The sequence below is a fragment of the Aeromonas sp. QDB20 genome, assembly GCF_027707805.1.
Classification (GTDB): Bacteria; Pseudomonadota; Gammaproteobacteria; order Enterobacterales; family Aeromonadaceae; genus Aeromonas; species Aeromonas dhakensis.
Genome location: NZ_JAPCJC010000004.1, coordinates 55,534 through 71,343, shown reverse-complemented (window position 1 = coordinate 71,343; position 15,810 = coordinate 55,534). Strand labels below are relative to the sequence as shown.

The following is a 15,810-nucleotide window of genomic DNA, read 5'->3' as shown; positions in this document are numbered from 1 at the left end:
GCAGGAAAATCGCAAGCGTCAGCCTTGGCCAACGGCCTGAAAAACGTGAATAAAGATGGCTTGCCCAGTCAGAGGCGGAATGACAGCGGGGATTTGAATAGCAAAAAGGCCATCCTTTCGGATGGCCTTTTTGGCTCAATAAATGGCGGAGGAGGTGCCCGCCGCAATCAAGTCCAATCAACTCCACGCAAACCCAACACGCCATTTACTATCAGTAAGTTAGAGCCAAGCATTGTCCAATCCATCCCAATCACATATTACCACTGCGCATGCTTGGTGGCATACTGCGTGGCATATTCAATTCTCAAGGAGGTTCCCTGATGGCAATCCTCACCGATACTAAAGCTCGTAACATCAAGCCGGAAGATAAACCCCTTGCTCACGGTGGCGTTACAGGCTTGACGCTACACCCTTCTACCGCCAAGGGCAGAGGCAAGTGGGTATTCCGCTATGTCAGCCCACTGACAAAGAAACGGCGGAATGCAGGCCTCGGGACTTACCCCGAGATATCCATCGCTGATGCAGCTCGAGACGCACAGGCAATGCGGGAACAGCTGGCGAATAACCTGGATCCGCTAGAGGTCCGACTGCAGGAGCAGAACAAGCCGAAGATCCCGACGTTGGAAGCATCTGCCAGATTGGTCTACGAAAGCTTGCTACCAGGTTGGAAGAACCCCAAACACGGTAAGCAATGGATCACCACATTGGAGCAATATGCCTTTCCTACCATTGGCGCTATCTCCATTGATGCGATAACCCCAGCTCATATCGCTTCAGTTCTGCAACCGATATGGCTGACGATCCCGGAAACAGCAAGCCGTGTTAAGCAGCGCCTACACGCAGTGATGGCTTGGGCATGGGCTCACGGCTATACCTCTGCAAACCCAGTAGATGTGGTGGGTCATTTACTACCGGCACAACCCAGCAAGTCTGTGCGGGTAGAACACCAGCCTGCGATGCCTTGGCGTGATATCCCTGCATTTGTGCAAAAACATCTGAGAACAACGCAACAGTACGATGTAACCCGCTCCATGCTGGAGTTCTTGATCCTGGCTGCTTGCCGTTCAGGTGAAGTCAGAGCCATGAAGTGGTCAGAAGTCGATTTGGAGGCAAGGGTCTGGACTTTGCCTGCCGAGCGTATGAAAGCCAAACAACAACATCGTGTTCCGTTATCTCTTCGTGCCGTCGAAATCCTGAAAGGGTTAAGGGGATTACATGACGAGTTGGTATTCCCATCCCCCAGAGACCAAGTACCGCTCTCAGACACAGTGTTGACGATGTTTCTGAGAAGAGCCAAAGCAGGGAGTTGCACACCTGGCCGAATGGCCACTGCTCATGGCTTTCGTTCTAGCTTTCGAGACTGGTGCAGCGAGCAGGGCTATGCGCGGGATCTCGCTGAACGAGCATTAGCTCACACAGTGCAGAACAAGGTAGAAGCCGCCTACCACCGCACGGACTTGCTGGATCAGCGACGTCCAATGATGGATGCGTGGGCTGAGTTTGTATCCGGTAATTCACCAACTGAATAAGAAGGAAGCGGCCCACCAAGGCCGCTTCTTTCTATGCTCTTTTTTTAGCTTTTCTTAGCCGTTGCTGGCATCTTGCCAAACCAGTGCTCGGACCGCTTCTGAGCCTGTTTAACTTCAAACATATCGATGGCAGCCTTCAGCCGAACCCTGACGTAGGAAACAAGGACTGTTTTCCGAATTATTTCTTTCTCACCAAACCAAAAATACAAAAAAATAAGTAATTGAATCACTCAGGTATCATAATAAAAGGCTCAACCACACAAATTGATGTTATTGAGATGACTTGGTATGCGCATAGGACTCTGTATTGATCCACTGATGGTCAGCCTCCCAGCTAAACAGCCATTTTCGCACCGGCCCTGCCATCACATTCAGATAGTAGTTATCGTAACCTGCCAACGTGGCGACCGGGTGATAACCTCTGGGCGCCATGACCACATCCTTGTCGTAAACAGCCATCGATTCATCGAGGGAGCGATCATCGGTATAAACTCGCTGGAAACAGAAGCCTTGGGGAGGATTGATCCTGTGGTAGTAGGTCTCCTCCAGATAGGTTTCATCAGGCACATTGTCGGTATCGTGTTTATGGCTCGGGTAGGAGCTGGTGCAGCCCTCTTCGGTAAACACTTCCACCACCAGCAAGCTGTCGGCAAGCGCTGTGTCAGGCAGAATGTTGTGTACAAAACGGCGGTTGTTACCGCGCCCCCGCGCCTCGGCCCCAATATCCTGCGGCCGAATTAACCGTGACTGTGTAGACCCCTTGCCAGGCGCCCGACATACGGCAAGCTCCAATGGTGTTTCAGCCACCACACAACAACTATCACCACGAGTGACGTACACCGCCCAAGGCTTTTTCCGCTCAAACGGACTCATCCGTTCACCTATACGCGGATAACGGGCATGAGGTGTCGAGATGGTCGCAATGCCTGCCACCAGCACCAGACAGAGTTCATCCTCACTCGCAGCGAACTCGATACGCTGGCTCGCCGCCAACTCATAAACCTCGAAGCCCACATGATGCCAGCCAGCAGACGCTGGAGTGATGCACTGCGTTCTGCCCTGTCCATCCGGAGAGTGATGGCGGGACAAGAGTTTAGACATGCCAATCTCCTTTGAAGACGCGGCGAGGCCTCCCCCGCCGCGCCATATGGTCAGATAAGCCCTGCATTCTGCGCAAAACGATGCAAGTTCTGATAGCCCATGGAGGCATAGGTCATAGGATGGGCAATAGCCGGATCCTGTTCTGCTTCAACGACCAGCCAACCCTGATAGCCATTTGCCTTCAAGATCGGGAACAGGGCACCATAATCAACACAGCCATCTCCCGGTACCGTGTACACACCAGCCAATACCGCGTTCAGGAAACTCAACTTGCGATTTTTCACATCTGCCAGCACCTTGGCACGGACATCCTTGCAATGCACATGGTTGATGCGATGAGCCCAACGCTTTGCCACAGCCACCGGATCAGCGCCAGCAAAAGTCAGATGGCCTGTGTCGAGCAACAACCCGACCTCATCGCCGGTATGGCGCATCAGGTTATCAATGTCTTGTTCGGTTTCGATGACGGTTCCCATGTGGTGGTGATACGCGATTTTTACCCCCTGGCTCAAGGTATAACGGGCAAATTCAGTCAACTTGCGGCCGTACTCCTCCCAACGATCTGCAGGAAAGGTAGGGCGCAGGTGTACCGGCATCTGCTGGTTACCATGGATGCAACCGGTTACCTCGGCAAACACCATGACGTTGGAACCAAGCTCGCGCAGGAGGGTCAGGTGATCCTGTACCGCAGCAATTTCCTCTTCAACGCTGCGGCTCAGCAACTCACCAGAGTACCAACCAGAAACCAGTTTGAGTTGATGGCGCGCCAAAATCGGCCCCAGCACACTCGCCTGACGAGGAAATTTGTTACCCAGTTCAAAACCTGCAAAACCAGCCTGCTTGCCTTCACGCAGACAGGTCTCAAGAGGTGTGTCAGCGCCGAGCGAGGGAAGATCGTCATTGGTCCAGGTCAGCGGGTTGATTCCGAGTTGTACAGTCATGCTTATGCTCCTTTGAAGTGTCACATTCCAATCATTGCATTGTGCGCTGACGCCACAGGGCGATCAGACGCAGGTAGTTGTCCCGGACCTGGCCAACCAGTTGCTCATCAGTGATATTACCGGCAAGCCAGGCCCGTGAAGGGGCACCAAACAAAGTGCGCCCGACTGCAAATCCTTTTACCAAGGGACTGCATGCGGCTTCGGCGAAACCCGCCGCCAACTCGGCCTCCGGTGCGTCCAAACCGAGCAAGACAACCCCGCGACAATAGGGATCACGTTCGGTGACCACCTGCTCGAGCGCTTGCCAACCCTGGCGTCCCATCGGGGGGAGCTTCCACCAATCAGGTTTGACCCCCAGGTTGTAAAATCGCTGTACAGCTCTGATATAGAGCTGATCGCAACGAGCCATGTCCACCGGCAGGATCACCTCAAGCAACAACTCATGGCCACTCTCACAGCAGGCACGATAGACCTCTTGCACCATACGCTCTTGCTCCAAGCGCAGTGCGGCCTCATCCTCCGGATGGCAAAAAACAAGGCACTTGACCACATGCTCGAGAGGCCAACTGGCCAGTTGCGTACCGATATTGCCATGCTCGAGAGCCAGTGGACGGGACCCCGGCAACTCGATAGGACGCCCAATCCACCAGCCACGACCGGTAACCGCATTGAGCACACCTTGACCAAAAGTGCTGTCGCACAGCAAACCTGCCTTCCCAGTCAGCCCTGCGATATCCACGGCCTCACAACTGGCGCGATAGATAAGTTGCTTCAGGGGGGCAATGCGATCGAGCGAGGATCCAGCTTCGCGGGCCATCTCGATAAACTGGCTGCGATGATCAAAAGCCATGACACACAACTCGCCCCATTGACTGGCACGGGTTGTCACACGGTGCAGGTGATTGAGGTGTGGATCCAGATCAGGACGCAACACCTCGGCTGAGCGATCCAGATAATTATCAAGCTCGATGGCTGTCGGCATTGCGGGAGCACAACCATGACGTGAGACGACGAGAGCCCCACACGCGTTGGCGTATGCGCAAGCGCGCTCCCACCCTTCACCATTGAGATAACCACGTAGCAAACCCGACATGAAGGCATCGCCAGCGCCCAACACGTTAAGCACTTCGACGCGAACCCCCTGGACGGTGATCCCTTGATCCAGCGAGTCCGGGATCTCGCCTGTAAATACAGAGCAGCCAAGTGGACCGCGCTTGCATACCAACTCAGCCCCGGTCAGCTCACGTACCCGGCGCAGTGCCTTGATGGTATCCGTTGACCCTCCAGCTATATGAAACTCTTCTTCCGTACCGACGATAAGATCGAACTGCCCAAGTACCTCCTGCAACCGGGCGGTGACCTGTTCATTGGCGATGAAACGGGTCTCGCCATCCCCTAAAGAAGTCAGCCCCCACAATACCGGGCGATAATCGAGATCGATGGCGGTCTTGACCCCGTGCTGGCGGGCATAATCGAGCGCGGTAAGCACCGCATCGCGGGTCTTGGGATGGGAGAGATGGGTACCCGTAATAGCAAGGCAACGGGCGGAGGCGATGAATCCCTCGTCAATATCGGCACGGGTAAGCGCCATATCGGCACAGTTATCACGATAGAAAACCAGAGGAAATGTTTCTTGATCTTTGATGCCCAGGATCACCAGCGCGGTGAGATGCTCCCGATCCGTAATGAGATGGCTGGTATCACACCCCACTCTATTAAGCTCTTCGCGCAGGAAACGGCCCATATGCTCATCTCCCACCCGGGCAAGCATTGCGGATTTAAGGCCCAGACGTGCCGTACCAAACGCCACGTTACCTGACGATCCCCCCAGATACTTGGCGAATGAGCCCATATCCTCAAGTCGCGCACCAATCTGCTGTCCATACAGATCCACGGCAACCCGTCCCAGGCAAATCAGATCGAGTTTCTTGTTATTGATCATACATAGCTCCAAGCTGGCTCCCTCGGGAGCAGTGATCCGCCACAGCGGCCACGGGAAAATGGGCACTGCGCCACCTAGCATTCGCTGACATCAACCCAGCGAGCATGGGCATGGGAAAAAGCAATGGCGTCCAGCACCCTTGAAACCTTCCATCCCTCCTCGAAATCCGGCCAAAGGGAACCATTGGTGGCGATGGCATCGACCAGATCGCGAACCTCCACCGTTTTTTGATCGTTGAACCCTATGCCATGTCCGGCGCCACCACAGAAGGGGGCATAATCGGTGTGAGCAGGACCCACCAGTATGGTTTTGAAGCCTTGGCGAGCGACAGGGTCATCATGGCGATAGAGCTTGAGCTCGGCCATTCGCTCCTGAGTGAAAGAGAGGGTCCCTTTAGTGCCGGTAACCACGTAACTGAGCCCCATCTTGCGGCCACACGCGATGCGAGAGGTTTCGATAAGGCCGCGAGCACCCGTCGCAAACCGCACCATGGCATGGGCCTGATCCTCATTCTCGACGGGCACCAGGGTAGTGGCGCCTGCACGCTCTGGCCTGTGGGTGATAACCGTCTGCAGATCCCCGCATACCTGCTCTATATCACCGACCAGATAATGGGCCATGTTGACGATATGAGCGGCAAGATCGCCAAGCGCCCCCAAGCCAGCGGTTTCCTTGAAACAGTGCCAATGGATGGGCGCTTGCGGATCAGCCATGTAGTCTTCGTTATGGGTACCGTAGAAATGCACCACTTCGCCAATCTCACCGCTGGCGATGATCTCGCGAGCCAAGGTTGCGGTGGGATTTTTCATGTAGTTGAAACCGACCAACGTCTTGACCCCGGCCAATTTGGCGGCTTCAACCATCTCGCGGGCATCGGCGGCACACAGCGCCAGGGGTTTTTCCGAGTAAACATGCTTGCCGTGACGAATGGCCGCCAGCGCCATCTCTTTGTGCAGATGGTTGGGTGAGCAGATATCAACAACATCGATAGCCGGATCAGCGACCAGAGCACGCCAGTCACCGGTCGAGCGTCGAAAACCAAACTCCTGTGCCCTCTGTTTTGCCAGCTCAGGGGTAATCTCTGCCACCATCTCACACACCAACTCCCCCTTGAGGGGGAACACGGTGGGGGCCTGGGAAAAAGCGATTGCGTGAGCCCTGCCGATATAACCTGTTCCTATCAGACCAATGCGAACCTGTGTCATAAACTCCTCTCCTGCTCTGACCGGCACAGGGCCGGATCTCATTTCATGCCATTCTGGTACGGAATGTACGTTTCAATTGAGAGAATAAATGAAATTAAAAGTTCGTTTTGTGATCTGAGCGAAATTTTTGTTTCTATCAGCTCATATCCTCATGCCATTGACATGAACTCGCCGATAGAGGGGCCCCAGAACACGCGGCTGACCCGCCAGGATTTCTTTCATCTGGACCAAAAGCAACTCGCCGGTCGCCACGGCATCGGCTAGCGCATTATGAGCAAGATAAGGGGGTAAACCGCGGCGCTTGCGGATTTCACTGAGCCTGTAATCAGCCCTTGGCACCTGCCGGTTGCGAAGCAGCGATCTCTCCAGAGCCAACGTATCGAGCCAAGGCAGTGGCAATTCATGCTCAATACCGCAATGACGAGCCAACAGTGCCCCGAGGAAGCGTCGTTCAATGGCGGCACCATGGGCTACCAACAGTCGCCCTGTTATTGCCTCGAGCAGCTTGGAGAGGGCATCCCGTTCATCAAGCCCACCGTGCAAAGCCTGAGGGGTTATATGATGGATCACCGAACTCTCGGCGCTTACCGTTTCAGCAGCCAGATAGTAGTGGCAAGACTCACCAAGACGCAGTGTTCCATCGACAATGGGTATCCACCCCATTGAGAGAATACGATCCTGTGCTGGATTCAATCCGCTGGTCTCCATGTCCAGTACCAGCATAGGTAACTGCCAAGGATCGGCGCTGGCCTTAGGGAGAGAGTGGGCCAACAGCGGACGTACCAGAGGCTCATGACCAAATCTGGCCAATGCCCTTGAGCGCCGACGTTCGAGGGCTGAAAGGGGATCGAGCCAACGCAGCAAAGAGCTTATCATCGCAATATTCCTGAGGCATGAAAGCGCTGGCCTGCGGCTTCCTGTGTACGTGCAATGATACGAAAAGCATCTTTGAGGTGATTGCGCTCAAACTGGCTGAGGCTGGTTGGTACAATACCGTTACTGGGTGCGGCTCCCTGCCGCATAGCATCGATCTGGTGTCGAAAACGGACCTGATTGAGAAACTCAAAAGCTTCCAGCAGCTCCTTGCGGCTTCCCTCACTGATAATATCACCCGCCACCGCATCAGCTAGCCGAGTCGCGGTTTCACTTGCACTGCTGCCTGCTGCCAAGGCATAGATTCTGGCTAGCTCAACCACCAGATTGATCGCCTGCTTCTTGATGTTGAGGGTACTGCGATTCTCGCCATCTCTCGCCAGCACAAACTGGCGAAACAGGCCAAGAGGCGGGCTAACCCGTAGAGAATTTGCCACCAATACAGTCAAAAAACGCGGATGACTACCAATGAGCCGCCCCAATCCGGCTTGCAAACGGCTGACTAAAGAGGGATCACCATAGAGAGCACGCAGATCCAGAAAGACACTGGCATGCAGCAATGCTTCGGTCTCCGGCTTGGCAATCCACATCCGATAACGCGCCAACCATGCATCAAGGCTCATACACCAGGCGGGGTTGGATGCCATCATATGACCGGGACAGAGTTGGTAGCCACATTCCGCCAAGCCGTAGCAAACCCACTCCCCCAAACGGCGAAAATACTCCCGTTCCTCTCCTTGAACCTCACGGGACAAGACCAGCGCATTGTCCTGATCAGAGAAAGGATGCATCTCGCCGCGGGCTTGAGAACCTGCAACCATCCAGGCATAACTGCATGGTGGTGTCCCTAGCTCCCGCTCCGCCAATTGCAAAAGTCGACGAGTAATGGCATCAGCAATGAGGGTCATTATCTGGGCTATGCGCCCAGCCTGTACCCCCCCTTCAACAAGGGCCTCAAATAAAGCTTGGCGCTGCACACCAAGTGTTTGTAACCCAGCCACCGACTCCTGCCGATAGATACGACTGATCAGAAATACCGCCTGAGCCTGGTTGCGCTGTACCAGACTGGTTGCCGTCAACACCCCGCATATCCGCCCCTGCTCAATGACGGGCAAGCTTCGCACGTTATGATGCATCATCAGCTCCATCGCCTGTATCAAGGGGGCCTTACTGTCAATCGTGCATGGGTTGCAACTCATTACCAACCTGATCGGCTGATCAAATTGCAACCCCTGAGCGATCACCCGTTTGGTCATGTCTCTATCGGTCACAATACCAAGCAAGGCTCCTCCCTCCATGATCAAGGCACTGGATCTATGCTCACGAACCATCACCATTGCGGTCTCATGTATGGATGTTTCCGGCGATACCACCGCCATCTTACGATTGACCATAACTGAAACCGGCTGAAGAGAAAAAAGCACCTCATCGGAGGGACGATCACGCCGCTGTCCAGAAGCCAGGCGCCGGTGTTCCGCCTCGGCAAAATGCTCTTTGAGTGAGTCATTCTGCTCCATTACCTCATAGAGCACCGGCTTCGGAATACAGTAGATAAGGGCAGGCTCGATCGCTATGACCTGATAGTCGCAATCACCTTCCCGTTCGAGCTGGCTGAATCCGAACAGATCACTACTGCCCAAACGGGCACGTAAACTCTGATCTGGATAGCGTTGTTCAAGTGCGCCGGCGCGCACGACAAAAAGCCCCTTCCCTACGATGCGCTCACCTGGCAATACCTCCCCCGCAGACCAATAAGAGATCTCAATCTGTCCCGCCAACAAATTCAACTCGGACTCTCGCAAAAGATCGAACGGGTCTGTGGAGGAAAGAAAGTGGCAAATATTTGGCAACAGGGATTGGTCCAACGACATGGGAATACTATCTCCAGATATTACAAATAGGGACGCCCCCTAATGAAGGGGGCGTCGATATCAAGAACAACTCAATCCTCAGCTTCCACCACCAATGTACGAGAAGCGCCAAAAAGCTCACGACCTATAGCCCAGAAAATATAGCCCAGGGAGGCAAACGCCACTAGATAGTAAAGGCTCATCAGCCATGTAGGTACATTTTGCGCAAGGAATACATACATTGAAATGGCCCCAAGGGCGATGAGCACCGCAACCGGCTTGACCAGACTCCAGGGCTGAATATCCACTTGTTCGGTATACACCTCCTCATAAGCTCGTTGAGGATAAAAATGGCCGACCAACAACATGAAAACCACGTTGAGCACAAATAGAATCCCCAACAGATGGAAAAAGTGGATATCTATCTTGATAACGAAATTGAACAGAATATAAGCCGACATCCCGAACAATAACCCCAGCTTGGCTGCAATGGCAGGAACCCTCTTGGTCAGCAACCCTACCAATACGACACTCAGGATTGGCGCATTGAAAATTCCCTGCAATTGCTGAATGAGATAGAAGAGTCCATCTGGCGCATTAGCAACCAAGGGGGCAACTATCATTGCCACCAACGCCAATCCCAGACCAAGATACTTCCCAACTGCGACTGTTTGTGCTTCGGTAGCATCAGGTTTAAGGCTCTTTTTATAGATGTTGATGGTAAATAGCGCCACCGATGAATTGAGTCCACCACTAAATGTGGAAAAAACAGCGCCTACCACCACTGCGGCAAAGAAACCAACCAACATCTCTGGCAATACCAATTGTACCAAACGAGGATATGCATGGTCTGGATTATCAATCTGCCCTTGGAATATATGGAAAGCAACAATACCGGGGAGAATGATGATGGAAGGGATCATCAGCTTGAAGAACGCACACAACAATACGCCCTTTTGCCCCTCAGCCAGATTTTTTGCCCCCAACGCCTTTTGCACAATAGATTGGTTGGTACACCAGAAAAACATATTAGATATGATAAGACCGGTGAACAATGTTGAGAACGGGACGAGAGAGTCTTCAGCTCCGATGGAGTTGAATTTGCCTGGATTGAACTCATATACCTCAACCAAGCCACTCCAGACATTGCCATTTCCTACATAAGCCAAGGCGAATAATGTTACCATCAAACCACCCGTAATCAGACCAACACCATTGACTGTATCAGCTACGGCAATGGCCTTGATCCCTCCGAACACGGCGTATATAGCTCCGAGTCCACCGACTCCCCACACCATGATCCAGAGTGCTGTCGTCTTATCAATTTGGAAAACCTCAGATACACGAAATAGGCTTTCCAGAGCAATCGCGCCGGTATATAGCACAATCGGTAGCAGGGAAATAACATACATACCGAGAAATAGAATGGAGGTAATGGTGAGGGTCTGCTTGTCAAAACGCCGTTCCAGAAACTCGGGAATTGTCGAGATACCAAGCTTCAGATATTTTGGCAAAAAGAATAATGCAAACAGCACTATCGTCATGGCAGCCATAACCTCCCAAGCCATCACGATAAAACCGGTGCGAAATGACAATCCATTCAGGCCAACCAAATGTTCTGTCGAAAGATTCATCAGCAGCATAGAGCCACCGATATACATGCCAGTCATGGATCGGCCACCGAGGAAATATCCCTCAGCAGATTCTGTCAAATGTGTATTATGTGTTTTGTAGTAGGCAATAGCGGCCACCAGCAGGGTGAAACCGATAAAAGAGATAAAAGCTAACATGTGTGCATTCTCCGTGTCGTCATTACCCAATGACGCTGCCTCATATGAGAGACAGCGATATTTGGTGCGAAGAAATGTGAGGATTGGCGCAAGGCCTTGTTATTATTTTCTCACGGGATCACAGCTTGACTTCACGACCGCTGTGGAGGGATTCCAGGGCCTTATCGGCCAGATAGAGAGCCTGAGCACCATCATTACCACTGCATTCTGGAGTGGCTCGTCCGGCCAGTACGTCAACAAAGTGCTGCCACTCAGCAATATAGGCAGCGGCATAGCGTTGCAGGAAGAAGTGTTCCGGCTTGGCAGCCACACACCCTTCCTCACTCCAGAACTCGACCGCGTTTTCATGGATGTTCTTGGCCGTCAATAATCCCTTGGCTCCATGCAACTCCAGACGCTGATCGTAACCGTAACCAGAGCGACGACTGTTGGCAATGGTGGCCATAGCCCCGGATGGGAACTTCATCACCACAAAGGCGGTATCTATATCTCCAGCTTCACCAATAGCAGGATCAACCAGGTTACTCCCCTGGGCATAGATGGATACCGGCTCCTCCCCAATGATAAAGCGAGCCATATCGAAATCATGGATAGTCATATCACGGAACATGCCACCAGAAACTTTGACGTAATTGGCAGGAGGAGGTGAGGGATCTCGTGAGGTGATCAACAAGGACTCTGCCTTGCCAATCATACCGGCCGCCAGCAGCTCTCTCACCCGACGAAACTGGGGGTCATAGCGACGGTTGAAACCAACAAATAGAGGAACGTTGCAAGCAGCTACCGTCGCGAGACAATCACGTACCCGAGCCAAATCCAGATGGACCGGTTTTTCACAAAAAATTGTCTTGCCTGCACGTGCCGCCTGTTCAATAAGATCGGCATGGGTATCCGTGGCCGAGGCAATCAGCACCCCATGGATCTGGGGATCAGCCATTGCCTCTTCACAACTTTGTACCTTGGCACCGTACTTGGCGGCCAAAGTCAAAGCCCCCTCCTGATGAGGGTCGATTACAGAATAAAGGCGAGTTTCCTTGTGCTCAGCGATGTTGACTGCATGAACCTGACCAATCCGACCGGCACCAAATAACGCGATATTAAACATACCAACTCCTTGATACTGCTATCTGCACAGTGTTGTAGGTTGTAGGCGTCCTGCCGAGCTGCCGGCTGCGCCTGCGAGTCCAGGCTGACCTAGTGTCGAACCACTTTTTCTTGGCACTACGGTCTGGATTAGATGAACATACCACGTGAAATTTTCATTTCAACTTAATGATAATTGGACTTTTCATTTTTGCGCGCGAGTTAACACTTTACAATCCCACAACGAGTTGACGCTCGTGGTGAGAGTTAATTTTTCACTTTAAAAACAAATGATTGTGCATTTATTACATGTTTAATCCGGTCATATTTACACATTTCATTTCTAGCCTTTATGAAACACATAAAAAAGGGAGGCAATCGCCTCCCATATAGTTCCTTTGGATTACTCAAAAACAACATCAGTATTGGCGGGCTCGGGTCGCCAACGTGTCACGAATCGCGGCCGCCGCGGCCTCGATTTCGGGTTTGTCTGCTATCTGAGCAGTACCTGTATGCCACCACGCTTCGTAACCATGGGTCATGGTTTTTGGCAGCACCTTGATATCGATCAGTACCGGTCCTTGGTCACGAGCTGCAGCCCCCAGTGCAGCCTCCAATTCCACCTCGTCGTGCACCCGATAGCTGGTACAACCGTAACTCTCTGCGTTCTTGGCAAAATCAACTCGTACCAGAGGACCATTCAAAACACCGCTATCCGGATTTCGATATCGGTTTTCGGTACCAAAACTTCCCATCCCTTGCCCCATTTGCAGGTTATTAATGCAACCAAATCCTGCATTGTCGAACAACAAGACCACGATCTTCAGACCCTCTTGTACGGCCGTCTGCAGTTCTGTGTGCAGCATCAGGTAGGAGCCGTCACCGACAAACGCATAGACCGGTTGTGCTGGTGATGCAATGCGGGCCCCGATAGCGGCTGCAATCTCATAACCCATGCAGGAATATCCATACTCGAGATGATAGGTATCTGGGTGCCGTGGCCGCCACATGCGCTGCAGATCACCGGGCAAAGAACCTGCAGCCCCCACGACAATTGCATCTGGCTCAAGCCACTTGTCCAGCAATCCCAACACCCGAGTTTGAGTCAGTCTGGTAGCCAGGCTATCCATATACTCCGGCAGTAAAGCATCAAGTTGCCCAGCGACTTCTGGCACAAAATTCTTGTCAACCTGAATATTGGCTAACCGCTGCCATTCACTTTCCCACTCGGCACGGGCGGCAATAATTTCCCCTTCATAATCGCTGCGATAAGCCCGAGCACCAAGCTGCTCACCAAGCATCTCCAGAGCCACCCGAGCATCCGCAACCACAGGCACGGCATCCAGCTTGTGAGCATCGAAGCTGGCGACATTTATGGTCAAAAATTGTACCTCAGGATGACTAAACAATGACTTGGAAGCTGTTGTGAAATCGGTGAAACGGGTACCCACCCCAATGATCAAATCCGCCTCGGCTGCCAGGCGGTTAGCAGCCAGGCAACCGGTAGTGCCAAGCCCCCCAACATTGAGCGGATGCTCCGCCTCTATGGCCCCCTTACCAGCCTGGGTCTCGGCAAAAGGAATATTGAAGCGCTCGACAAAGTCACGCAGCGCGCCATGAGCTTCGCTATAACGCACCCCACCTCCACATACCAACAGCGGTTTACGCTTGCCTTCAATCAGGGAAACCGCATCGGCCAACATGGCCTCACTGGGGGGGCGGCGTTCGATCCGGTGTACTCGCCTGGCAAAGAAAGAAACGGGGTAATCATAGGCCTCGCCTTGCACATCCTGAGGCAAACAGAGCGTGACGGCACCGGTATCGGCAGGATCCGTGAGCACCCGCATGGCATTGATCAGGGCACTCATCAACTGCTCCGGTCGAGAGATTCTGTCCCAATAACGAGATACGGGACGAAAGCAATCATTAGTACTAATGCTGGCATCATGGTACTGCTCTACCTGTTGCAACACAGGATCAGGCTGGCGACTGGCAAACAGATCTCCGGGCAATAGCAACAAAGGAAGGCGATTAGCGGTAGCAGTAGCAGCCGCAGTTACCATATTGGCAGCCCCCGGCCCAACGGAAGAGGTGACAGCACAGATCCGCTTGCGTTTGTGCTGTTTGGTAAACCCGAGGGCTATATGAGCCATCCCCTGCTCGTTACACCCCTGATAAACCTTCAATCCACCTGCATCTTGCTCTAGCGCCTGGCCCAACCCCAACACATTCCCATGGCCAAAGATGGTAAAAATGCCATGTACAAACTTATGTTGTGCCCCATCAATTTCCACGAACTGCTGATCAAGAAACTTCACCAGCGCCTGGGCCATCGTCATTCTGATCTGCTGCATAGAGACTCCCTGCTATCGGCCTCCGTGCCCCCACCATGGGCTGAGGATCCTCTCTGCGAAGGATCGACACGGGCAATGGCATTACTCTATAGAACAAAATTTCCATTTAAAGACATAAATGAAACAAGCGCGATTTTTGTGATCTGCTTTACGAAACAATAGAGCCTTGCCCGGCTACCTCTTCGCTCTTCTTGAAAGCAAGCCCTACCGCCAGCGACTGCAGCAGGCACAAAGTCGCAGCCTGGGAACGGAATGCCCCTACTTGGGCCTCTTTTACCACGAAGCAGACATCGCTCAATGACGCAAGAGGACTTATTTGACTATCTGTAATTACAATTTGACTGGCACCAACCTGAGCGGCCTTCTCACTCACCATCAACGTTTCATCAGCATATGGCGTAAAACTGATAGAGATCACCACATCCCGGCTGTTCATCAAAGCAGACTCCTCAGCCAGCATGCCCCCCAGACCATCGAGCAACACGGTGCGACGCTCCAAATGACCAAGTGCATAACGAAGGTAAACTGCAGCACTAAAAGAGCGACGTGAACCAATCACATAAATAGTGTCAGCCTCTTGCAACAGGGAAATGGCCTGACTCAGTTCAACGTCCGGCGTATGAAGTACCAACTGCTGCATGGACTGAGTATTTGCCCGCACAAACTCTTGCAAAATATGGTGAGGTTGCTCCACCTCAGCCCCCCCGTCCATCTCACGAAACAGACGGGCACGCTCCGTATAGCTCGCTGCCTCTTTGACCAGATCAAGACGAAAGATTTGTTTCATTTCATTGAAACCGTTGAATCCAAAGTTACTGGCAAACCGGATCAAGGTTGAAGGGGGAACACCAGCCTCCTTGGCGATCACCGCTACGGTTTGCATGGCCACTATATTTTTATTATCTATCAGATACTTGGCTACCTGCTGTAAGCGTTTGCTTAGCTCACCATAACGGGACCGGATCTGATCTTGTAATTCAGCTAGATTCTTCGCCACTGTCATTATGCTCTCCAACCTGTTGCAACCATATGTACCGAGCCGCCAACCGACCTGTCAAAATGTCCACATCGATATCAAATAAATTGAAATGGATTAATCAGAAAACACACTCAAAAAGCCCGGCTTCATTATCTGCCACACC

The 15,810-nt window shown here is 52.6% G+C and carries 11 protein-coding genes; 1 reads left to right on the top strand and 10 read right to left on the bottom strand.

All coding sequences use genetic code 11. The features are described 5' to 3' along the window. Positions 1-320: 320 nt before the first annotated feature. Positions 321-1,529, top strand: a complete 1,209-nt coding sequence (locus PG897_RS06060; protein WP_270828790.1) for a tyrosine-type recombinase/integrase — start codon at positions 321-323, stop codon at positions 1,527-1,529. Positions 1,530-1,799: 270 nt separating this feature from the next. Here the strand turns inward: PG897_RS06060 and iolB are convergent, their stop codons facing one another. The 10 genes from iolB to PG897_RS06010 form a co-directional block, all read right to left on the bottom strand. Then, positions 1,800-2,630, bottom strand: coding sequence for a 5-deoxy-glucuronate isomerase (gene iolB / locus PG897_RS06055; protein WP_043170886.1), 831 nt, complete (start codon positions 2,628-2,630; stop codon positions 1,800-1,802). 50 nt (positions 2,631-2,680) lie between these two features. After that, complete coding sequence (iolE, locus tag PG897_RS06050; protein WP_043170885.1) at positions 2,681-3,571, bottom strand: myo-inosose-2 dehydratase; 891 nt, start codon at positions 3,569-3,571, stop codon at positions 2,681-2,683. 31 nt (positions 3,572-3,602) lie between these two features. Beyond that, positions 3,603-5,513, bottom strand: coding sequence for a bifunctional 5-dehydro-2-deoxygluconokinase/5-dehydro-2-deoxyphosphogluconate aldolase (locus PG897_RS06045; RefSeq protein ID WP_195879269.1), 1,911 nt, complete (start codon positions 5,511-5,513; stop codon positions 3,603-3,605). Between the two features lie 74 nt (positions 5,514-5,587). Next, positions 5,588-6,718, bottom strand: a complete 1,131-nt coding sequence (locus PG897_RS06040) for a Gfo/Idh/MocA family protein (RefSeq protein WP_043170884.1) — start codon at positions 6,716-6,718, stop codon at positions 5,588-5,590. Positions 6,719-6,859: 141 nt separating this feature from the next. Beyond that, on the bottom strand, positions 6,860-7,441 hold the full coding sequence (locus PG897_RS06035; RefSeq protein ID WP_185378083.1) for a 3'-5' exonuclease: 582 nt from the start codon (positions 7,439-7,441) through the stop codon (positions 6,860-6,862). Between the two features lie 149 nt (positions 7,442-7,590). Continuing rightward, positions 7,591-9,462, bottom strand: a complete 1,872-nt coding sequence (locus PG897_RS06030) for a DUF294 nucleotidyltransferase-like domain-containing protein (RefSeq protein WP_270828789.1) — start codon at positions 9,460-9,462, stop codon at positions 7,591-7,593. Positions 9,463-9,533: 71 nt separating this feature from the next. Beyond that, a complete protein-coding gene (locus PG897_RS06025) occupies positions 9,534-11,231 on the bottom strand; it encodes a solute:sodium symporter family transporter (protein WP_195879270.1) in 1,698 nt (565 codons plus the stop codon). A gap of 118 nt (positions 11,232-11,349) precedes the next feature. Next, on the bottom strand, positions 11,350-12,336 hold the full coding sequence (iolG, locus tag PG897_RS06020; RefSeq protein WP_043170881.1) for an inositol 2-dehydrogenase: 987 nt from the start codon (positions 12,334-12,336) through the stop codon (positions 11,350-11,352). Positions 12,337-12,733: 397 nt separating this feature from the next. Further along, a complete protein-coding gene (gene iolD / locus PG897_RS06015) occupies positions 12,734-14,668 on the bottom strand; it encodes a 3D-(3,5/4)-trihydroxycyclohexane-1,2-dione acylhydrolase (decyclizing) (RefSeq protein ID WP_043170880.1) in 1,935 nt (644 codons plus the stop codon). Positions 14,669-14,816: 148 nt separating this feature from the next. Next, complete coding sequence (locus PG897_RS06010) at positions 14,817-15,671, bottom strand: MurR/RpiR family transcriptional regulator (RefSeq protein WP_043170910.1); 855 nt, start codon at positions 15,669-15,671, stop codon at positions 14,817-14,819. Positions 15,672-15,810 lie beyond the last annotated feature (139 nt).